At 55.0% G+C, this 21919-nt stretch carries 15 protein-coding genes; 10 read left to right on the forward strand and 5 right to left on the reverse strand.

Going from position 1 to position 21919, the window contains the following annotated elements; genetic code table 11:
* Positions 1–24: 24 nt before the first annotated feature.
* Complete coding sequence (gene mazG / locus K9G39_RS08185; RefSeq protein ID WP_292004465.1) at positions 25–840, forward strand: nucleoside triphosphate pyrophosphohydrolase; 816 nt, start codon at positions 25–27, stop codon at positions 838–840.
* Here mazG and K9G39_RS08190 read toward each other — a convergent pair.
* The 3 genes from K9G39_RS08190 to K9G39_RS08200 are packed head-to-tail and all read right to left on the reverse strand — an operon-like array spanning position 827 to position 6909.
* Entirely contained in the window at positions 827–1498 is a 672-nt protein-coding gene (locus K9G39_RS08190; protein WP_292004437.1) for a phospholipase, read from the reverse strand. The genes mazG and K9G39_RS08190 overlap by 14 nt on opposite strands.
* 51 nt (positions 1499–1549) lie before the next feature.
* Positions 1550–4849 carry a maltose alpha-D-glucosyltransferase gene (treS, locus tag K9G39_RS08195; RefSeq protein WP_292004438.1) on the reverse strand — a complete coding sequence of 1100 codons (3300 nt, stop codon included), beginning with the start codon at positions 4847–4849 and terminating at the stop codon, positions 1550–1552.
* Positions 4850–4893: 44 nt separating this feature from the next.
* Entirely contained in the window at positions 4894–6909 is a 2016-nt protein-coding gene (locus K9G39_RS08200) for an alpha-1,4-glucan--maltose-1-phosphate maltosyltransferase (protein ID WP_292004439.1), read from the reverse strand.
* A gap of 278 nt (positions 6910–7187) precedes the next feature.
* Between K9G39_RS08200 and prfB the strand changes: the two genes are divergently transcribed.
* From prfB to K9G39_RS08215, 3 genes are all read left to right on the forward strand, one after another.
* Positions 7188–8283 (forward strand): peptide chain release factor 2 gene (prfB, locus tag K9G39_RS08205; protein ID WP_292004440.1). Its coding sequence is split into 2 segments (ribosomal slippage): positions 7188–7256 and positions 7258–8283, totalling 1095 coding nucleotides; the frame shifts between segments, so codons are not numbered across the junction.
* A gap of 37 nt (positions 8284–8320) precedes the next feature.
* Positions 8321–9154 (forward strand): metallophosphoesterase, encoded by an 834-nt coding sequence (locus K9G39_RS08210; RefSeq protein WP_292004441.1) that lies wholly within the window; start codon positions 8321–8323, stop codon positions 9152–9154.
* Positions 9151–10011, forward strand: a complete 861-nt coding sequence (locus K9G39_RS08215; RefSeq protein ID WP_292004442.1) for a M23 family metallopeptidase — start codon at positions 9151–9153, stop codon at positions 10009–10011. The genes K9G39_RS08210 and K9G39_RS08215 overlap by 4 nt, the downstream gene beginning before the upstream one ends.
* Positions 10012–10029: 18 nt before the next feature.
* On the opposite strand, the gene K9G39_RS08220 is transcribed toward K9G39_RS08215, so the two are convergent.
* Positions 10030–11766 carry a phospholipase D-like domain-containing protein gene (locus K9G39_RS08220; protein ID WP_292004443.1) on the reverse strand — a complete coding sequence of 579 codons (1737 nt, stop codon included), beginning with the start codon at positions 11764–11766 and terminating at the stop codon, positions 10030–10032.
* A 550-nt stretch (positions 11767–12316) separates the two neighbouring features.
* Here K9G39_RS08220 and K9G39_RS08225 point away from each other — a divergent pair.
* The 4 genes from K9G39_RS08225 (at position 12317) to K9G39_RS08240 (ending at position 17072) form a co-directional block, all read left to right on the forward strand.
* Positions 12317–13567: an OmpA family protein gene (locus tag K9G39_RS08225; RefSeq protein WP_292004444.1), complete on the forward strand. Its 1251-nt coding sequence runs from the start codon at positions 12317–12319 to the stop codon at positions 13565–13567.
* Between the two features lie 78 nt (positions 13568–13645).
* Entirely contained in the window at positions 13646–15352 is a 1707-nt protein-coding gene (locus K9G39_RS08230; protein ID WP_292004445.1) for a 2-oxoacid:acceptor oxidoreductase subunit alpha, read from the forward strand.
* A 1-nt stretch (position 15353) separates the two neighbouring features.
* Positions 15354–16223: a thiamine pyrophosphate-dependent enzyme gene (locus tag K9G39_RS08235; protein WP_292004446.1), complete on the forward strand. Its 870-nt coding sequence runs from the start codon at positions 15354–15356 to the stop codon at positions 16221–16223.
* Positions 16224–16328: 105 nt separating this feature from the next.
* Complete coding sequence (locus K9G39_RS08240) at positions 16329–17072, forward strand: hypothetical protein (RefSeq protein WP_292004447.1); 744 nt, start codon at positions 16329–16331, stop codon at positions 17070–17072.
* Between the two features lie 62 nt (positions 17073–17134).
* Here the strand turns inward: K9G39_RS08240 and K9G39_RS08245 are convergent, their stop codons facing one another.
* A complete protein-coding gene (locus K9G39_RS08245) occupies positions 17135–17476 on the reverse strand; it encodes a cytochrome c peroxidase (protein WP_292004448.1) in 342 nt (113 codons plus the stop codon).
* A gap of 534 nt (positions 17477–18010) precedes the next feature.
* On the opposite strand from K9G39_RS08245, the gene K9G39_RS08250 reads away from it, so the two are divergent.
* Both K9G39_RS08250 and K9G39_RS08255 read left to right on the forward strand, forming a co-directional pair.
* Positions 18011–19408 (forward strand): SAM-dependent methyltransferase, encoded by a 1398-nt coding sequence (locus K9G39_RS08250; protein ID WP_292004449.1) that lies wholly within the window; start codon positions 18011–18013, stop codon positions 19406–19408.
* A gap of 5 nt (positions 19409–19413) precedes the next feature.
* Entirely contained in the window at positions 19414–21891 is a 2478-nt protein-coding gene (locus K9G39_RS08255) for a response regulator (protein ID WP_292004450.1), read from the forward strand.
* The last annotated feature ends 28 nt before the right edge of the window (positions 21892–21919 follow it).

Genomic DNA, 21919 nt, shown 5'->3' on the forward strand with positions numbered 1-21919 from the left:
ATGCCATACCCGGAAACCGAAACCATGAACGACCCCTCGATTGAATTACTGAAAGCCTCGATACTGAATCCCGATGGGAACGAAGTTGCCGATAACTTCGATCGGGTTGTCAATCTCGTCAGGGTGCTCCGCCATGAGTGCCCCTGGGACAGGAAACAGACAAGGGAGTCACTTGCCCATCTGCTGCTCGAGGAGAGCTACGAGCTGATCCACGCCATCGACGAGGGCAATGAGGTCGAGCTGAAAAAAGAGCTCGGCGACCTCTTTCTGCACATCTGCTTTCAGGTGATTCTGGCCGAGGAGAGCGGCTCGTTCACCTTTTCCGACGTGTTCACCTCGCTCTGCGAGAAGCTTATCGGCCGGCACCCCCACGTGTTCGGTGATATCGTGGCCGACAGCGAAAAGGATGTGCTGAAAAACTGGGAAACCCTCAAGCTCAGGGAGGGACGCACAAGCCTTCTCGACGGCGTGCCGAAGGCCATGTCGGAACTGCTTCGCGCCTACCGGGTACAGAAAAAGGTTGCCGGAGTGGGCTTCGACTGGAAAACCGGCGACGAGGTGCTCGAAAAGCTCACCGAAGAGATCGGCGAGCTGCAGGGTGCCGCTACGAAAGATGAACAGGAGGACGAATTCGGCGACCTGCTCTTCACCATCGTCAACTACAGCCGTTTTCTGGGCGTGAACCCGGAGGATTCGCTCCGCAAGGCTACCGGCAAGTTCATGACGCGCTTCGCCAGGATGGAGCTCGAGGTGCAGGCATCGGGCCGCCCCTGGCAGGAGTACAGCCCGGAAGAACTGGACGTGCTCTGGAACAAGGCAAAGAGCGCTACCTCCCGATAGCCCCCAGAAACTCCCCCGCCGAGCTGTAATACGCTTCGTTGGCCCCGTGGCCGCCGACAAAGGTCACCGGCGAGCAGTGCACCCCCGCTTTACTGAGCCGTCCGGCATCCAGCATGAAGCGATCCTCCACATAAAGTGGATCGCGGCTGCCGCGCGCGAGGTGCACCTGACGCATCCGTTCGAGCCGTTCAAGTTCGGGCGGTATATCGCCGCCGAGCAGCATCACTCCCGTAACGGCGTGCCGACCCAGCACCGCTGTGCGGCAGGCCATACCGGCACCCTGCGAAAAGCCGTGAAGCACCACCCGGCTGCTTATCCTGCCGAAGTCGAGCATGGCACTTATGACCCCGTCTACATAGCCGACATTCTCCGCGATGCGCAGGTCGCGATCCTTCGAGGTCATCCAGCTTGCGCCGGAGACTCCTTTGGGAGTACGGAAGGGGTGAAGCGCCTCGATGGAGCAAAGGCAGTATCCCGAAGAACCGTCAATGGCTTCGAGCCGCGCCATTTCGTCTTCGGCGGTTTCCCCGTAACCGTGAAATCCGGCCAGCAGCGGTGAGGAAGCCCCACCTTCGGGCATCCGGAGAAGATAGCGTCCGTGTACCGGTACCTGAATGGTGTATGAAGCGACAGGGCTCATGGCGAAAGGAAAAAACATTGCCGGCAGGGCGGGAAAAACCCGGCCCGTACCGGCAGAAATGTCTGTACGTTACGACTCAATGAGCTTCAGAATGCCGCGCATGGGAATCGATGCCCAGAGCGGCCGGCTGTTGAGCTCGTAATTCAGCTCGTAGACAGCCTTGTTCATGAGGTATCCGCGAAGCAGGTGCTCGCGCTGCGCCGCATCTTCGGGGACGATTTCGTGGCCTTTTGCGGCATTGAAATAGGCATCCACGAAGTGCTGCCCCACGTAGTAGCTCCAGCGCTCGGCCCACGGCTCGAGACGCTGGGCATCCTCCGGCCTGATGACCGGGTTGTTCTGCAGCAGTACATTGAAGGCCGCGTAATCGAACGAGCGCATCATGCCGGCCACATCTCGGAATACCGAACGCTTGATCTTGCGCTCGGAGATCGGACGGGCAGGCTCTCCCTCGAAGTCGATGATCACGAAATCGTTGCCGGTATAGAGCACCTGACCAAGATGATAGTCGCCGTGTATGCGCACCTTGAGCGTCTCGATCTTCTCGAACCTGATCGGATCGAACTGCTGCAGGATTTTTTTCTCCCCGGCCAGAAGCTGTTCGGCCAGATCCCTGGGCTCGCCGGTCATCGAAGCACTGACCTCACGAAGAAGCATCATGCCGCGCTTGACCTGCTCGCACATGGCCTGGTAGATGGAACGCTGGTAGAGCGAAGTAAAAGGCTCCGGTGCGAACTCCGGCTGATCGGTTATCGATGCCAGGGCGATGTGCATCTCGGCTGTGCGTTCGGCAAGTTTTTCGACCATGCCTAGCCAGGAACCCCCGATAAGCTCCTGCATGACCGGAGGAATCGCCACTGGGTTACCGCTCAATCCAGAGAGAGGCGGCAGTTCCACGCCGCACTGTACTTTCGAGAGTACCTCCTCGTAATAACGCTGAACATAATCGAGCGAGAGCTTCCAGGCATCGCCCTCATTGGGCACGAAACTCTGCAGGATACCGATTGAGTAGCGGCTGGTGCGGTTCTGGGCATAATCAAGCGAACCAAGATAATCGGGAAGCTGTCGGAACGAGGTTTTTTCGGTCAGCGCTCGGCACATCTCGACCTCGGGTGAAACCCCGATTTCAATTCTCCGGTAGAGTTTCAGGCAGAGATCGTCGCGGTAGCGGATGGAGGTGTTGCTCTGTTCGTTGCCGAGCAGCACGGGTTCCGATCCGGAACCGTCGATCCTGCATAGCTGATCGAACGCCTCGCCCTTGACGCCGTTGACGTTGCCGAGCTTGCCCTTCCATTCGGCACAGCCCGTGACAAGATGGAAAAGCTGACCAAGAAAACCCTGTTCATAGGTTGCATCGCACAGATACCCCTCTTCCTCTCCGAGCACGACTTTGGCGATAGCCCTGACGTAGAAGTTGTCGTCACTGCTGCTGACCTCCGCTTCGGAAACAAAGGAGACCGGAAGCTGGTAGCGCTCGTTTTCGCCGCTCGCATAGCTTACTTCGGTGATGAGCAGCTTGGCATGCGCCATGCCCTCCACCGGAATGGTATCGGCTATGGTGACGCGAATAACGGTTCGCGCCTTGCCGCCGAACCAGCGGCTGCCCATGTAGTACTTCGGCAGAATTTCCGTTTCGAGTTTCTCCCGGTTTTTGCCGGCGAAACACCCCTGCCAGCGGGAGACTTTAGCATACGGTTTGTCGAGATAGGGCCTTCCGACCACCTGTTCGCTCTCCCTGACCAGTCTGAGCCAGAAAAAGCCGTAGGAGCCGAGCGCAACCATATAGGGGGTGTTGCGGATCTTCGGAAAGCGGTTCAGGCTGAACACCTCTTCGGGGATGCACCCTTCGAAGCGAGACAGGTCGATCGAGATCGCCTGCGCATTGCGCGACAGGTTGATGACCGTCAGCATGGTTTCGTCCTCGAACGTACGGGTGAAGATCAGCACCTTGGGGTTGTTCACCTGCAGAAATTCGATGCTGCCCCGGCTGAGCGACTTGTAGCGCCGCGCCGTGGTGATGGTATGGCGCATCCACCAGAGCAGGGAGTTCACGTTGCCCTCCTGCACCTCGACGTTCACCGCCTCGTAATGATACTCGGGATCGATGATGACCGGCAAGAGCAGCTGCTGCGGATTGGCGCGCGAAAAGCCCGCGTTGCGGTCGGAGTTCCACTGCATGGGGGTGCGCACGCCGTCGCGGTCGCCGAGATAGTAGTTGTCGCCCATGCCGATCTCGTCGCCGTAGTAGAGCACCGGCGTGCCCGGAAGCGAGAGCAGCATGATGTTCATCAGCTCTATGCGCCGCCGGTCGTTGGCCATGAGCGGGGCAAGCCGTCTGCGGATACCGAGATTGATGCGCGCTCTGGGATCGTTGGCGTAGACGCGACGCATGTAGTCGCGTTCCTCGTCGGTCACCATTTCGAGAGTCAGCTCGTCGTGGTTGCGCAGAAAGGATGCCCACTGGCAGGTTTCGGGGATCTCCGGCGTCTGGTCGAGAATATCGAGAATGGGAAAACGGTCTTCGGTGGCAAGGGCCATGTACATCCGCGGCATGAGAGGAAAATGGAAATTCATATGGCACAGATCACCCTCGCCAAGATAAGCCGCGGAATCTTCAGGCCACTGGTTGGCCTCGGCAAGCAGCATCCTGTTTGGAAACTTCTCGTCCACGTGGGCCCGAAGCTTGCGAAGAAATTCGTAGGTCGGGGGCAGGTTCTCGCAATTGGTGCCTTCAGCCTCGTAGAGGTAGGGCACGGCGTCAAGTCGGAGACCGTCAACTCCCATGCCGAGCCAGAAGTCGAGCACCTCGAAAAGCGCCTTGTGCACTTCCGGGTTCTCGAAGTTCAGGTCCGGCTGATGATGGTAGAAGCGGTGCCAGAAATACTGGCCGGCAACGGGGTCGTAGGTCCAGTTCGAAGCCTCGAAATCCTGAAAGATGATTCTGGTTTCGGCATACTTGTCAGGTGTGTCGTTCCACACGTAGAAATTGCGCTCAGGCGATCCTGCCGGCGCCCTTCTGGCTCGCTGGAACCATGCATGCTGGTCGGAGGTGTGGTTGACTACCAGCTCGGTGATCACCTTGAGGCCTCGCTGATGGGCCTCTTCGAGAAACTGGCGGAAGTCGTCAAGCGTGCCGTAATCGGGGTTGACCTTCATATAGTCGGCAATGTCATAGCCGTCGTCGCGTAACGGAGAGGGGTAGAACGGAAGCAGCCAGATGGCTGTAACCCCGAGACTTTCCAGATAACCAAGCTTCTGGCGCAAACCTTCAAAATCACCGATGCCGTCATTATTGCTGTCGAAAAACGTCTTGACGTGCGCTTCGTAAATAATAGCGTCTTTGTACCAGAGCGATTCAGGTTGATACATGGTAGAAACGTTAAGAGCTGATAAGTAATTATTGAATAAAGAGATTACGACATAAAATTCACCCTGAACACATGCGCGGGCATCACTGCCGGGTTCAGCTCAATGTAGTTCCATTCGCCATGCCACTCGTAGCTTGCGCCGCCAAGAAGGTCTTCCATACGATAACGGCTGCCGGCATCGATTCCGAACCGTTCGAGCGGAAAGTGCAGCCATCCGCCGTGAGTATTTGACTGGTCGAGGTTGACGACGGTCAGAATGATGTTCTGCCCGTCCGATGACTGCTTCACATACCCGATCAGCCAGTCGTGCTCATGACCTGCCGAAGCGTCGATACGCAGAAAGGTGATGTTCGATGTGCTCTGCAGCGCCTGATTCTCCTTTCTGATCCGGTTGAGAAGCGTGATTTCAGCCCTGATGTTTCCCGGCCGGTCGAGATCCCACTGCTTGATTTCGTATTTCTCCGAATCAAGGTACTCCTCCTTGCCCGGGGCGACCGGCAGATGCTCGCATAGCTCGTATGCCGGACCGTACATGCCGTAGTTCGACGAGAGGGTTCCGGCAAGCACAAGACGAATGATGAATTTCGGACGGCCGCCGGTCTGCAGCTCTTCGTGAAGAATATCGGGCGTGTTGGGCCAGAAGTTCGGGCGCATGTAATATTTCAGTGGAGCCGAACTCAGCTCCCTGAGGTACTCCTGCAACTCCCATTTGGTGTTGCGCCAGGTAAAATAGCTGTACGACTGGGTAAATCCCGCCCTGGCAAGCCGACCCATCAAACGCGGACGGGTAAAGGCCTCGGCAAGAAAAACCGTTTCCGGATGCTCCTCCTGTATGGTGGCAATAGCCCACTCCCAGAAAGGGAATGCCTTGGTATGCGGGTTGTCGACTCTGAAAACGGTAACCCCGCTCTCGATCCAGAAAAGAAAAATGCTGCGCAGCTCGAGCCAGAGGTTCTGCCAGTCCGGACTTTCGAAATCGAGGGGCAGAATATCCTCGTACCGTTTCGGTGGATTTTCGGCGAACTGCACTGTTCCGTCCGGGCGCCACCTGAACCACTGCGGGTGTTCTTTTACATAGGGATGGTCAGGCGAGCACTGGAAGGCGATGTCGAGCGCCACGGAGATACCGTGCCGCTCCGCTTCGGCGACAAAAGCACGAAAATCATCAAGCGTACCGAGTTCCGGATGCACCGACTTGTGCCCCCCTTCCTCACTGCCGATGGCCCAGCAGCTGCCAGGCTCATCGGGTCCCGCGACAAGCGCGTTGTTCTTTCCCTTGCGCTTGGTGATGCCGATCGGGTGTATGGGCGGCAGATAAATCACGTCGAACCCCATGCCGGCTACAAGCGGAAGCAGGCGCATGCAGTCTCGGAAGGTGCCGTGCCGGCCAGGTTCGCGGCCCCATGAACGAGGGAAAAGCTCGTACCAGGAACTGAACCCGGCTTTCGGAGTCTCAACCACCAGGGCGAGCGCCTTTTCATAGCGGGTGGCATGCGCCTTGTCGGGATAGCGCAGCATCAGCAGCTCAAGAGCTTCATCGGAAGCTGCGGTAACGGCCGCCGACTGATCCGGAGCGAGCATCTTTACCGCATAGGTCTTCAACTGCAAAGCATCGGGCTCCGGAGACCTGCCCGCTGCCTTCTCCACAAATACCGCCCCAATCCTCAGGTCGAGCAATACGTCCTGGCCCGCTTCAACTTTTTTAGACAGTCCTTTTTTCCAGGTAATGAAATGGTCGATCCATGCCTCGAGTGTATACTCGTACCTGCCCGGCTTGCCGACAGGCAGAAAACCTTCCCAGCGATCGTTCTCTCTGGGCTGCATGGCGTATCGCAGCCACTCTCCGCCACCGGCAGGCCTGCAGCAGATGGCCGCGCTTATGGTATCGGCCCCGTCGGTAAAAATGTCGGCCTCAACCGTCAACAGCTCGCCCTCCATGCATCTGATCGGGTATTTGCCCCCGTCGAGTTCGGGTACGACCTGTTCGATAATAACTCTCTGACGGCCGTCAAAATCATCGAGGATCAGATGAGGGACCGTGTGACGGAATGTGTTGTTCATAGTCGGATTCTCAGGTTGGCAGGCCGGACGGAACCGGACAGTCAGGACAAAAGCGGTTCTCCTGCAGGAAACCCGCAATCGCCCTGTTGTATTTTCTTGAATGGAAAATAGGAAGATTTCCTCAGTATCGATAAAAGTTTGCATGCCACATGCATTTGATATTCTCTGAAAAAAATTATTCCTTAGCTTTGAAAGAAAACGAGGGACTTGGGAAAAGCGGAAAATCCGCTCTCCCTGCAAGTCACAGCATCTTCTAACCACAAGTATTACAAAGCATTATGTTTGAACCGCAAAAAGAACGACTGCAGGCCATAGAGGAGCGCCTGGAACAGTTACGGGGGTATCTTTGACGTCGACGAGCGCAAAGAAAAAATCGATGATCTTGAAAAAATAACCGCCGACCCTGCATTCTGGAACGATCAGCAGCAGGCCAACAAAATCCTCAAGGAGTTGAACGAGCATAAATCCTGGACGGAAACGTACGATAAACTTGCAGCCGGAGCGAAAACCTGTCGTGAGGAACTTGACATCGCCTCAGAACTCGAGGACGAGTCCTTCAACGAAGAACTTTCAGGCATCTTAGCAGCACTCGAGGGCGACATATCCTCGCTTGAGTTCAAAAACATGCTCTCCGGCAAAGACGACCCCGGCAACGCAATCATCACCATTCATGCCGGAGCGGGCGGCACCGAAGCACAGGACTGGGCCGAAATGCTTTACCGCATGTACATGCGGTGGGCAGAACGCAAAGGATTCAAGGTCTTTACCGACGACTACCAGGAAGGCGACGGTGCCGGCATCAAGACCGCCACGCTGGAAATTCAGGGCCCGTTCGCCTATGGCTACCTGAAAGCCGAAAACGGCGTGCACCGTCTGGTTCGGGTCTCGCCGTTCGACTCGAACGCCCGCCGCCACACCTCATTCGCCAGCGTCTACACCTATCCGGAAGCACCTCCGGACGTTGAAATCGACGTGCGCAAGGAGGATCTCGAACTCTCCACCTTCCGCAGCGGCGGCAAAGGAGGTCAGAACGTCAACAAGGTGGAAACCGCAGTACGCATCAAGCACATCCCCTCGGGCATTGTGGTCGGCTGCCAGCAGGAACGCTCGCAGTTCCAGAACCGGGAACGGGCCATGAAAATGCTGATGGCCCAGCTCTACCAGCGGCAGCGGGAAGAGGAAGATGCCAGGAAAAGAGAGATTGAAGGGAAAAAGAAAAAAATTGAATGGGGCAGCCAGATCCGCAGCTACGTGCTCGACGACCGACGCATCAAGGACCACCGCACCAACTATGAGCGGTTCGATATTGAAACCGTGCTCGACGGTGACCTTGACGCATTCATGGAAAAATACCTTTCCGAATTCAGTGACTGAACACTCCCGAAATGATTCTAAAATTAAGAAGGAGCCCATGCGAATCGGCCTGATAACCGACATGCACTTCAAGGTTAACGACAAATCCGGGGCTGCTTTCACGGCAACCCCGAGCCTTCGCGCATGTATTGAAGATTTCCGCAACAGCTCCGTCAACTTTGTCCTGCAGCTCGGAGACATGATAAACGGCACCCCGGAACAGGCGAAGGAGGAACTGCGACAGGCGCTCCCGATGCTGAATGAGTATGAAGGCACCATCCATCACGTCATAGGCAACCACTGCCTGGCTGTTCCGCAGAAAGCTCTGCTGCTTTCCCTCGGTATGGAACGTGCCTATTACTCCTTCAGAGCTGAACGGTTCCGCTTCATCGTGCTCGACGGCATGGATGTATCAGTTCTGAACAAACCGGAAACCGATGCCGACCTCAGGCTGCGGCAGTCATACCTTGCTCGACCGGAGCTGCACGACTATTGCGGCGCTGTGGGAGAGCGCCAGATCGAATGGCTCCAGAGAGAACTGCAGGAAGCAACGACAGAAAATGAATCGGTCATCGTGGTTTGCCATTTTCCGCTCCATCCCGCCACTACCGACACGAAACACGGTCTGCTCTGGAACCACCAGGAGGTCAGAAAGCTGCTCGGATCATATCCGGCAGTCAAGGCATGCATCGGAGGCCATTACCACTACGGAGGATATTCGGAAGAAAACGGGATTCACTATCTTGTTCTGCCTGCCTTTGTCAACCGCTCGGAACATCCGGAGTCGGCATGGGCCGTTGCCGATCTTTGCGAAAACCGGCTTCGGCTTATCAGTAGCACCGGCGGCCGCTTCCTTTACGATCTCGAACTCAACCGGAACACGGAACCATGAGCATGCATCTCCTCAGAATGCTGCTTCTGCTCTATACTGCAGCAGTAACCTTCACGGGCGCAATCGCAGCGGCTTCAACGAACCCGCTCCAGGTAGAGTTGCCGGAAACCGTTAAAAAACAGGGGGAGTTCTTCACCGTCAGGGTGAGCGGGACATCCTCAAAACCCGCGCTCTGGTTCATGGAGCGAAGCTACTCGATGTTCCGGCAGCCTGACAGCTCATGGAGAGCGATGGTGCCGGTAGAGAACCTCACAAAACCGGGAAGCTACGCGCTTCGGATAAAAACGGAGAACAGCGAGCAAAAAGTCCCCGTACAGGTGAAAGCAAACAACCGGAAAATCCAGTATATCAAGCTCGACCCGTCGAAACAGGGGCTCAAGGCAACCGAAACGGAAAAATTGCGGGTCAAGACCGCCCTGCAGACCGAAAGCCCTGAAAAGCTATACACCGGCGCTTTCCTGCGGCCATCTCCCGGAAGAACCAGCAGCCTGTTCGGCCTGAAACGATCCTACAACGGAGCTCCGGTTGAGAGCTATCATAAAGGCATCGACATATCCGCTCCTCTGGGTACGCCGGTAAAAAGCACTGCGAAAGGCAGAATCGTGCTGTGTGGAACGGTCAACGAGGGGTTCCGGGTGCACGGCAACACTGTCGTCATCGATCACGGTCAGGGACTCACCACCATCTACATGCACCTGCACGCCATCACCGTCAAAGAATGGCAAAACGTTGAAAAGGGGGAGGTGATCGGAACGGTCGGCCATACCGGCATTTCAACCGCCCCGCACCTGCACTGGGGGACCTACCTCTACGGCACCAGCGTCGATCCGCAGCTCTTCGAGGGAAAGACGTATTGAACCGGGCAGTGCCATCAGTCAGGAAAAAAGCTCACGGTCGTAAATCTTCCTCTCGTCACGATAGTACTCATCCCACCAGGGAAGCTCGCCATCCTTTCGCGGAGGCTTTCTCAGCGACAAACTTTTCCGTGCATTCAGGGCCACTTCCTGAACAACCCTGAAGTGATAGTGATCGAACATTCTCAAGGCCTCAATTGCATACGAAACCGCAACCCTGCGGTCCCGGACAAGCAGAAGATTCTCTCCGTTTCCGGTATCGGCCGGATCGGAAAAATTGTACGAGCCGAGATAAACCCTTGCCGAGGGCTTGTTGAAATCGATAACAATGAATTTATGATGCATGCAATTACCAACACCACCCGATCTTCCTGTCGGCTCTGATTTGAATGGCTCCGGCAAGTTCCCGGTCAATGCGGCCGGCCGCACAGGCGATACATTCCCGTTCGGCCTCTGAAGGTCGATACCCGAGAGCTTGCCGCTGACTTTTCTGTCGGAAATACCGTAGACAAACCGCTTGTTGCGGCTCGTAACACTGAAAACAGCATCCTGGATGAGGCCGGGCGTCTGATAGAGAAAGGCCAGAGAATAAAACAGCGTCGATTTCGTCGTGGCAATATCATCAGCAACTGTTTTGAGCACCCTGTTCTCCCCCGAATGCGGTGAAAAGGTTACTTTTGCATCGATCTCCCCAAGTTGAAGATCATGCCATGTTGCCGAAAGCGTCCTGCCGAATCCTTTGACCGAGTTATGGTTCCAGTAATCTTCGAAAGCGGCAAGAAACGGGGCGACCGCGTTAGGTCCTCGCAGAATCAGAGCATTGTTCGACTGCACGAAAAAACCTCGCCATGTAAAATTTGTCGAACCGCACACCACAGCCTGAACCGCCGGGCCGTCAACGATAATGGTTTTGTTATGCTGCAGTCCGCTCATATGATGACGTTTCACGTGATCCGTCCCGGCGGACAAAGCAAGGATGCCCGCCGCCTGCGATTCGGCCGACTCCGGTTTTCCGTGATGAGCGCTGTCGTCGATAATGATTTTCAGCCGTGAGCCCAAACGCTTCAGAATCGATAGGATCCCTGGATCACAAAGATCGTATGCCACAACCCTCACCTCAGCCCGGTTATCGGCAAGTGCATCCTCAAGAAGCTCCATGATTGACTCCCTGGCTTCGAAACCCATCCATGCGAGAGCCTCCGTCGCCTTCGCATGTGAAGGCACAAAAATCAATCCATCGTCTGCCTTCGCCGGAACAAGTTTCGAAAGGGAATCCGGATCAGGGGCAAAGCGCTCAACAAAAGCCTGTGACGATACAAAGCCGCGGGTATAGGCAACGTTGAGAAGCCCCGGATAGGTTTCCCTCCGCAGTTCGATGGCAGCCTGTTGCGACTCGCCATAACTCAGCTCATCGTAGGAATTCATGAAAACAGGAATAACCCGGTAAACAAATTCTCCTGGCAGATCGGCATTGCGAGGGAAGTGAATCCACCTGAATTTCTGGATCGGAGAGCGCATGGTGGAATACCTGTCGGGATCGACTTCGCCTGATTTAGCGGGAAAAGCAAGACGGTTTTTCAGTGAAAAATACCGGTACCCGCCAGGCTCCCGGTACTCGATTGCAAAACCCACGAAATCTTTCGGAGGCGTACCTTTTTTCCAGCTCATCGCAAGAAGGGCCATCCCGTCACCGCGATATACTTTAAGCGAAAAAAGCGCAACGGCATTCCGGCCTGTCACCTGAAACTCTTCAGCCATATCTTTCTCCCTGTTTTAAACCTGTGCTGCAAACCCGGAAAGGCCCGGCAATTATCAGAAAAACCCATCCTCTCTGGCGTTTAAAAAAAATACAATTATTTGCGATTGTCAACACTGGCATCAACAATCACAAAACATATCTGCCCGGCCGTCGCTCCCTGTCGCTGCAGTTAATCGCCCCTTCGGAAAAGGCTTTCGTTTGTGACGGCAATCCCGGAGGCGCCTTTGCTGAAACCCTGAATTCTCCCGCATAGCGCAAGCCGCCGGTGCGGCACTGTTCGAAGAATACACCCTTTTCGGTAACCTGATATTGCCGGAAGTCAAAAAATCAACTTACATTATAAATACAATAGCAGATATCAATTGCAATGTCGTATCTCACCGGCAGGTCGCAGCCGGTTATGAGCACAGCAAATGCCTTGCAATCTCCAGGAGAACCTGCCGCCAGGCAGTGTTGGCCGTATACATCCTGAAACATGAGGTTCTGCTCATGACTCCACGTGACTTGCCCTGAACTCGCTTTCAAAAACATCATCAGGAGGAAACCGCTATGGCATTGAATCTTTTGGATCTCGTCACAAAAGAGTTGTCCGGTGAAAACATCGGAAAAATCTCAGCCTTTTTAGGCGAAAGCAGTTCCGGCGTCACCAGCAGCATCGGCCCCGCTGCAGCATCGGTAATGGCCGGTCTCATGAGCAAGACATCGGCTCATGATGGTGCGCAGGACATTTTCAGCCGTATCAACAGCGGCGGATACACCGATGATTTCCTGAAACGTTTCAGTGGCATGCTTGCCGGGAAAAGCGGAACCGACGAGCTGATCAAGGCTGGAAGTGATCTCCTGTCGTTTCTGTTCGGCAGCAAACTCGGCAATCTGGAAGCGGTTGTTTCATCGGCAACCGGTCTGGCAAAAGGATCTTCGTCGTCCCTGCTCGCCATGCTTGCACCGCTCATCATGGGAATACTCGGCAAGCAGGCTGCAGACGAAAATCTCGATTCCGCAGGCGTGGTGAACCTGCTGGATTCCCAGAAAGGTTTTGTTCAGAGCGCCGCGCCTGCAGCTCTGTCCAATGTTCTCGGACTGGCAAGCCTCTCGCAGCTTGGCGGTTTGCCACCATCGGCGCCGACCGGCATTCCCGGAAACATCCCTGCGTTCTTCAAAGGACTCTGGCCGTTCCTGCTCGCCGTAGCCTTACTCCTGTTGCTCCTGAAAACCTGCGGCCTGCAGCCGGTAAAAGAGACGCCACCTCCGGCGCCAGGCGTTGCCGTCGATACGCTGCAGGCAGAAGCCGATACAGTTGAAGCCGCCCCGGATACCACAGCCGTCGCTGCAGATTCCCTTGGCTCGTTCGGGGAATACGGCCTGCCTAACGGCGTTAAGCTCAACATCCCGGAATTCGGTATCGAACGAAAACTGATCGCATTTATCGAGGACGCGACAAAACCGGCCGACAAGGAGACCTGGTTCTCGTTCGACCGGATCGTGTTCGATACCGGCAAAGCAACGCTGAAGCCGGAATCGCAGGAGCAGCTCGACAACATCAGCGAAATCCTCAAGGCTTATCCCGCTGTAGAGCTGAAATTCGGCGGCTATACGGACAATACAGGCGACCCGCAGGCCAACCTGAAGCTTTCGCAGGCGAGAGCTGAAACCGTCATGGCAGAAATTGTGAAACTCGGCACCGACAAGGCCAGGCTCGCAGCAGAGGGCTATGGGGAGCAGCATCCTGTCGCCGATAACGCAACCGAGGAAGGTCGGCAGCGTAACCGGAGGGTCGATTGCCGGGTCTCGAAAAAATGAACTGATCGAGCAATATTGCTGTTCTTCTTATCATGGCCCCCCGGATTCGCCGGGGGGCTCAATCGAACAATGAAGAATATGCGTCGATACTCGAACGATATTTCCATTGTTTTCGGAGGCGCTGCCGGTCAGGGGATTCAGACCATAGCCTCGGCTCTGGTGAGTGTGCTCAAACGGACCGGGTGCCATGTTTTCGCCTGCACGGAGTTCATGTCCCGCGTCAGGGGGGGAAGCAATTCGACCCAGGTGCGCATCACCGGCAGGAAAAGGCATGCCTATGTGCACCGGATCGATTTTCTTTTCGCCCTCAATGCCGATGCGCTTGAACATCTGAAAACACGAATCGCGCCGACGACCATCGTCTTTGCCGATAAAAGTCAGGTGCCGAGCACCGACGAAGGCCTCCTCGTGGACGCGCCCATCACCTCATTCGCCAGACAGGCCGGAAACCCCATCTATTCCAATACTGCGGCTGTAGCCGTTGCGCTCGGTCTTCTGGGCATCCCCCAGGAAGGACTCGACAACTATCTCCGCGAAATTTTTGCCGGCAAGGGGGACGCTGTCGTTGCCGACAATATCGAGGCTGCCCGGCTCGGTTACGCTTTCGGTCGCCAGACCGCTCTGCGAGAAGAGATCGAGGTCGAAATCGCCGTTGAACCGGAAAAAAACCGGCCAAAGGAGTTGCTTCTCGACGGCACCGCCGCCGTGGGAATCGGCGCCGTTGCCGCCGGATGCACTTTCATCTCCTCCTACCCCATGTCGCCCGGTACAGGCGTGCTGACCTTTCTGGCCCAGAGGTCCCATGAGTTTAACATTGTGGTGGACCAGGCCGAAGACGAAATATCCGCCGTCAACACGGCACTTGGAGCCTCATACGCCGGAGCGCGAGCGATCGTGACCACCTCCGGAGGCGGCTTCGCACTCATGGAGGAAGGTATAAGCCTTGCCGGCATGACCGAGGTCCCGCTCGTCGTACACCTCGGCCAGCGACCGGGTCCGGCTACCGGCATGCCCACCCGCACGGAGCAGGCCGATCTCAATCTGGTGCTCCATGCCGGACACGGCGAATTCCCCCGGGTGATCCTGGCTCCCGGCACCTTTGCAGAAGCGATCCTGCTGACGCAGCGGGCCTTTCAGCTCGCCGATCGCTACCAGTTGACTGCTTTCGTGCTTACCGACCAGTTTTTCCTCGATTCGACAGGATCGATGGCGGCTGCCGTCGTGAAAAGAGAACCGATCGAGCGCCATATTGTCGAAACGGACGAAGAGTACATGCGTTACCGCTTTACCCCTGACGGACTTTCTCCGAGAGGCGTGCCCGGTTACGGAAAGGGAATCGTAAAGTGCGATTCCCATGAACACGACGAAACGGGACATCTCACCGAAAACTTCGAAACCCGCCGCCGCATGGTTGAAAAAAGGCTCCGGCGCATCAAAGCCCTTGCTGCGGAATCCCTGATGCCGGAACTGGTCGGCGGATCGGCGGATGCTCCGAACATCGTTGTAGCCTGGGGATCGAACCGGGGCGTGCTGGAGGAATCGCTCGACACGCTGCAGCGCGCCGATCTGGCCGGGCTGCACTTTTCCCAGCTCTATCCCTTCAATCCCTCTGTCGCTACCCTTCTGAAAGGCAAAATCGTCACCGTGCTCGAAAACAACGCATCAGGACAGTTCGCCGATCTTCTGCATCGGGAGCTCGCCGTAAGCACGGCCAACAGAATTCTTAAATGGACCGGCGAACCGTTTTCGGTTGAAGAGGTCGTTGAAGCACTCAGGGAGATTTGAGATGAAAACCCCGTCGCCAGAAAAGCCGAACCCGTTCGACATGCCCCATAAAGAGATGGGCTGGTGCCCCGGATGCGGCAACTACAAACTGCTCGATTCGCTCAAGGGAGCGCTCTTCGAGCTTGGCATAGACCGCCGCAATCTGGTCGTCGTCTCGGGCATCGGACAGGGAGCCAAAACGCCGCAGTACCTCAATGCGAACATGTTCAACGGCCTGCACGGCCGCTCACTTCCGGCGGCTCTTGGCATAAAGCTCTCGAACAGGAATCTGACGGTCATCGCCGAATCCGGGGACGGGTGCATGTATGGAGAAGGGGGCAACCACTTTCTGCACGCCATACGCCGTAACTGCGACATGACACTGATCGTGCACGACAACATGGTTTACGGACTCACCAAGGGACAGGCATCACCCACCTCCCTGCCGGGCATGAAAACGCCCGTGCAGATAGACGGCGTCATGCTCGAGCCCTTCAATCCCCTGGCGGTCTCGCTCGCCCTGAACGCGCCCTTCATCGCAAGGGCCAGTGCCGGAGACGAAGAGGAGACAAAAGAGATCATCAAGCAGGCAATATCCTTCAGGGGATTTGCCGTGGTGGATGTATTCCAGCCATGCGTGGTGTTCAACAGGCTCAACACCTACCAGTGGTTCCGGGAAAACACCTACTACCTTCCAGGCGATTACGACCCTGCCGACCGCATGCAGGCCTTCGCGAAAGCCGTCGAAACCGAAAAACTGCCTCTCGGCGTCATTTTCCGCGAGGAAACACGTCCGGTATATGAAGACCTGCTCGGCATCGGCAACACCCCTCTCCGGTCGCAGGAGTTCCGGGAGAAAGCTTTCGAAAAAATGATCGCCGAATACTGCTGAGAAGCCCGTGCGCTCGGCGGAGAATCTTATCTTTGGCCATAGACCACGGCTGCAGCGCATTTCCGTCCGAAGGCTGTTACAACAAACAAACCTGAGAGATTCGACATGAAAACAATTGTTGCCATAACGGCACTGGCGTGCATCAGCATCCTGCCGACGCCAGGAGCCGGTGCGGCATCGCAGGACAAACGCACAGAACAGGTTCGGTTTTACGGAAACACCGCATCAACGCTCATCAGGGGAAAGCTGAAGGGCTATCAGTACATCGACTACCGGCTGGAGGCGAAAGCCGGCCAGACGCTTGCCGTAACCATAACGACAACCAATCCGCAGAACTGCTTCAACGTCAACCCGCCGGAGAGCGAGCTGTCGATGTTCGTCGGAAGTACTTCCGGAAACAGTTTCAGGGGCATGCTTCCCGACGACGGCAGCTACACCGTCCGCGTCTACCTGATGCGCGCAGCGGCGCGACGCAACGAATCGGACAGCTTTACGCTGAAGATCGGGGTGACAGGCAAACCCCTTGCGGCCCTTTCCGCAAAGGAGGATGCGCTCATTTCCGGCACACCCTTCCACGCCTCGGCAACAATCGTCGCACGCCATCCCTTCGACCCTAAGGCTGTTTCCTGCGAGGCTTTCGTCATCCCTAGGGGAACCGACGGAACCGCCACAGTAGAGGCCCGTTTCGCGGGCGGCATGAAACGGAAGATCCTGTTCGTGAAGGGCATACCTGCAGCCTCCGATGCTCCCGATCCGGTAACCTTCACGAAGAAGGGCGATCTCAACACCGTCAGCCTTGGAAGCGACGAGCGGTATGAGATCCCCGATGTTCTCGTCTTCGGAGACTGAGCGGAATACCGGACAGGAAATGACCGGAAAACAACGCCGCTTTCCGGGTGCTCAGGCCAATGTCAGTAACCGGAAACAGGCGACTTCAGCGACCTGATATAGAGAACAAGCGACCGCATCTCCATCGAATCCAGAGGTAAAGCCTTTCCCGTCAACTGCCCTGTAATACAGACGTTGATGGTTTCGGCGAGCTTCGGATTCTTCCAGGCATGCTCAAGACCCTTTCCCGAAGGGTGACAGCTGTTACAGCTCATTGAATTGGTCGAACCGCCCAAAGCGGGGTCGTTGAAGAGTTTTTTGCCGTGGGCAAACGAAGGCACATCCGCAGCTATTGCACTGCCGAAGAAAGCCATCGAGGCAGTGACGAGCATCACCGCACTCACTCTTCGCAGTATCAGTTTCATAATGTAAATGCTTTATGTCCTCAATCAGGGATGACGTGTCTCCCTTTTTAATAGCCTCCCGTCTGTTTCTCCAGACCGGGACAGCCTTCTCCTGGTTTCAGGCGCTTGAACAAAAGCGGAAACCCTTCAGAAAAACCGTTCTTTGCTGCAGCATCCACAACCGGTAACGTTCCTTCGATTCCCCGCACCTTCAAATGACACTATATTTTGAAGCCCTCTCAAATGATCTTGTTTTAACACGAGACTCACCGTTCTTTTCAAAAAAGATAGTTACCTTTTAACTGTTGCATGGTGGTCGCCACAACGCTCTCCCGCAGTTTCTGTTTTTTGGGGTTGCTCCTGAAAAAACGATGAAAACGGCAGGATTTGCATTGACCCGTGAATTTAGCCTGTTCCCTTATACTTCAGCATAGAAAAAAATCTTCACTATTTCAGGTGCGCCTCGGATTCCAGACAGGCATGGGGTAAGGGCACAGAATAATGACCGGTAATTTCATTTCAACACACCCCGATTCAAATAAGTACCGATTAGACATGAGCCTTTACTTCAATACCTCATTCCTTCTGCATTCGATCGATGCCTGGGAGCAGGATCGCAAAGAGCGCTTCAACCTTGCAGCCCTGACGGAATCCTTTCATGAATCCGTTCCCGTACTCGACTTTATTGACTGGGAAATCACGGCAGTCGAACGCGGCTATACCGAAACCCTACTCCCGCTCAACCCCAGCTCCTCCAATCAGTATATCACCCATCAGGCTGCACTGATGCTGCTTGCCGCTGATTACACCGGGGGCATCGCCCTTGCCTCCCTGTTCCATATGATCCCGATTATAGGTTTTGTGCCATCGGTCGACGATAATGCCGCCTATATGTGGGGCGCAAAAGCCACCATTCACTGGTTTGCTCCCAGTTGCCACAATCTGACCTGCAAAGCATCGATAGACAGAAGCAAGTGGGAAATGCTGGCAAGAAGATATGCGGAAAGTAAAAGAGTCATAACCACGGTTCCGATCATGATGTACAACGGAGACAAGCTCGTTGCCCAGGCTGATTTCACCTACTGGGCCCAGGACATCAACGGAATGAAAAGAAACGCCTTCGATGTCGAAAAAATCAATGTGCTCTACGAACACAAAACGAAAACAACCGCGAAGCTCATTGTCGGGCTGCGAGCCATGGAACAGGAAAAACCTGTCGAGGAACGGCGCTTTGACGATCCTTACGCATTCATGCTTGCAGGCAAACAGGGAATTACCCTTGCAAGACGATTCAGTATGGACACTCCTTATCTGCAAAACATGGTGACCGCCAGAACGATCCATCTCGATGAAGCCGTCATAAGATTTTCGCAGGAAAAACCGGCATGCAATGTTGTCAATATCGGCGCCGGCTACGACAGCAGGTTCTGGCGACTGAATATAGAAAACGCGATCATTTATGAACTCGACCTGCCGATAATGCTGAACGAAAGAAAAAGGATTTTCGATTACAGCAAAAAAAATAAAATACGCAACATCGAAATCGACCTTACTCTCCGGCCTATAGACGAAGCTCTGCGACAAACCGAGGATTTCGATCCGGAACTGCCGACCTTTTTTATCTGGGAGGGAGGATCGATGTATTTTCGATCTGCTGAGATCGACGTCATCCTGACCTCCATAACAAAATTGATGACAAATGATTCCCGTTTCTGGTTCGACTATGTTTCGGAAGATCTTGTCGCGGATACCACCGGAGTGAAGGCTGCTGAAGACTTTATGAGAAACATGCGCAAAATGGGAGAACCGTTCATCAATGGTTACAACGATGTTTGCACGCTTGCAGAAAAATATCACCTTGCCATAGAACAGAATATCGATTCCGGAGCCGTGCTCGCTATTCAGGAGGATATTTACAGCCATTACAGCTTTTGTATTCTGAAGGGAGAATAACACTCATGACCTCCAGACATACCCCAAAACCCTCTCTCCTGAAAAAAGGAGTGGAGTTTCTGCGCAAGGATTACGACCGCAACGAGTTCACGATAGATATGGCTCGATTTGTCGGCTTCTGGGCGCACCCGCTCTACTATGTGATATGGACGGTCATTCTGCCGCAACCTTTTGAATCTCCCGCCTTGCGCTTCGCCTCCGCGATCGCCTTTATTCCGCTGTTTTTCGCCAAGCGCTACCCCGTGCGCCTGAAACCCTGGGTAAACCTCTACTGGTATCTGTGGTTGACCCTCACACTGCCGGTAGTCTTTACCTATCTGACGCTGATGAACAACTTTTCGGGCATGTGGCTGATATGCGAAACCATGATGCTGCTTGTTTTTATCATCTTTATCCCGAATTATTTTCTTCTTACGTTTCTGCTTGCAAGCGGTATCTCGATCGCTTACGCCGGCTTCTTTTTCTCCACAGGAACCCACCTGATAGTCACCACTGAAATCATTGAATACCTGCTTCCCCTTCCCATGGCAATACTGCTGGGGTTGCTGTCCGGCTTCACCATAAAAAAAGGGGAAATGGCCCAGGAGAGAAACCGGGTTTTGCAATCCCTTGCCGGCAGCATCGCACATGAGATGCGCAACCCTCTCGGACAGATACGTCATTGTCTGAACAGCATCCAGAACCAGCTCCCGCATTTTCACCCGGAACGACGCGCCGAACCGCTGAAAAAGGAGGAACTCGACACCCTCTACGACAAAGTGGCGCACGGCCAGATGGCGGTGAAACGCGGGATCCAGGTGGTGGACATGGTTCTCGGTGAAATCCGTGAAAAACCTATCGATCCGGAAAGTTTCACCTATCTTTCCGCAGAAAGGGTAATCCGCAAGGCGCTCGACGAGTATGGCTATGAATCGGAACACGAACGGGAACGCGTTCATCTGGATGCAGGCGAAACCTTTATCTTCCGCATCAATGAAACGCTCTTTGTTTTCGTCCTTTTCAACCTGCTGAAGAATGCGCTCTTCTATCTCAAAAGCCACCCTCAAAGCGAAATCACGGTTCGCCTTGCAAAGGGAGTACCGCACAACTGTCTCTTTTTTCGGGATACCGGACCGGGAATTTCCAAAGATGATCTTCCGCACATTTTCGAAAGTTTTCACACCAGGGGCAAAAGCAACGGTACCGGGCTCGGTCTGGCATACTGCAAGAGAGTAATGAAGGCTTTCGGCGGAAACATACGCTGTGATTCCGTACAGGGAAAATACACGGAGTTCACCCTTCTTTTTCCATCTGTGGAGAGTGGCACGCTGGATGAGTACAATGCCCGCACGATCGCCGATGCATTGCCCGATTTTAAGGGAAAACGGCTTTTGCTTGTCGACGACGAATCCATCTATCGCATGACGGTGAAGAAATACCTTCTCCCCCTGCATATCGACATCCACGAAGCTGCAAATGGCAGGGAGGCGCTGGTCCTCGCTGCCGGAAACTACTATGATCTCATCATCATGGATCTGAACATGCCTTTGATGAATGGCTACGAAGCGGTCGAAAGGATGCGCCGTGGTGAAGCGGGCGAGGATGCGCGCGCAACTCCTGTGATTGCACACAGCGCCGAGCCCGCCTATATCGCTCAGGCAATGTCAGAAAAAGCCGGAATGCAGGCCCTGATATCCAAGCCGTGCAGTCAGGCCGAGTTGATCAACGCACTGCGGGCGACACTGTATAGCGTGCCGTACGGAAAGTCCGTAAGCGGCAAGCTCGAAGGAAAGAGAGTTCTGCTTGTCGATGATTCCGCCCTGAACCGAAAGCTGCTTGCCCTGAGCCTGAAGGATGCCGGATTGCAGGTAACGGTATCAGGCAATGGAGAGGAGAGCTGGACTATCCTGCAGAAACAACCGTTCGATCTGCTGATAACCGATATCCGGATGCAGGGTATGGATGGACTCGAACTGACAAGGAGAATCCGTGCAACTACCGAGTCGGGCTTGCGCAGACTGCCTGTCGTCGGTCTCAGCGGTGCGGCGGAAGAGGAAGCTGCTGCAAGAGCGGCGGGAATGGATGAATTCCGCCTCAAAACAGACAACCCGAATCTGCTGCTCGCCTCGATCGGCAAGCTCCTTGCGTCCGGCTCAACAGCACACCCTGACACCGCTGCAGAAACTCCTGCAGCTTCCGCAGCGATTACCGCCTCATATGGATTTACACCGGCCGAGACGGAAAATCTCATAAAAATGTTCCTTGACGAATTCAGCGATACCCCTGAATGCATGCGACTGGCTCTGGCAAATAATGATATCGACAGCCTGCGTCAACAGGCCCACAAGCTGAAAGGCAGCTCGGCAATGCTGGGCATCGAACCCCTGCGGCAGGCGTCGGAAAAGCTGGAAAGGAGCTGCCGCTCCGGCAGGAGTGAAGATCTTGATACACAGGTGGAAAAGATCGGTGCTGCTCTGGATGAATTTGCCGGAAAGAGTCGCTGAAACACGCATACCGGCAGAAAGCGATACC

The organism is Chlorobium sp. (genome assembly GCF_021740465.1).
Classification (GTDB): domain Bacteria; phylum Bacteroidota; class Chlorobiia; order Chlorobiales; family Chlorobiaceae; genus Chlorobium.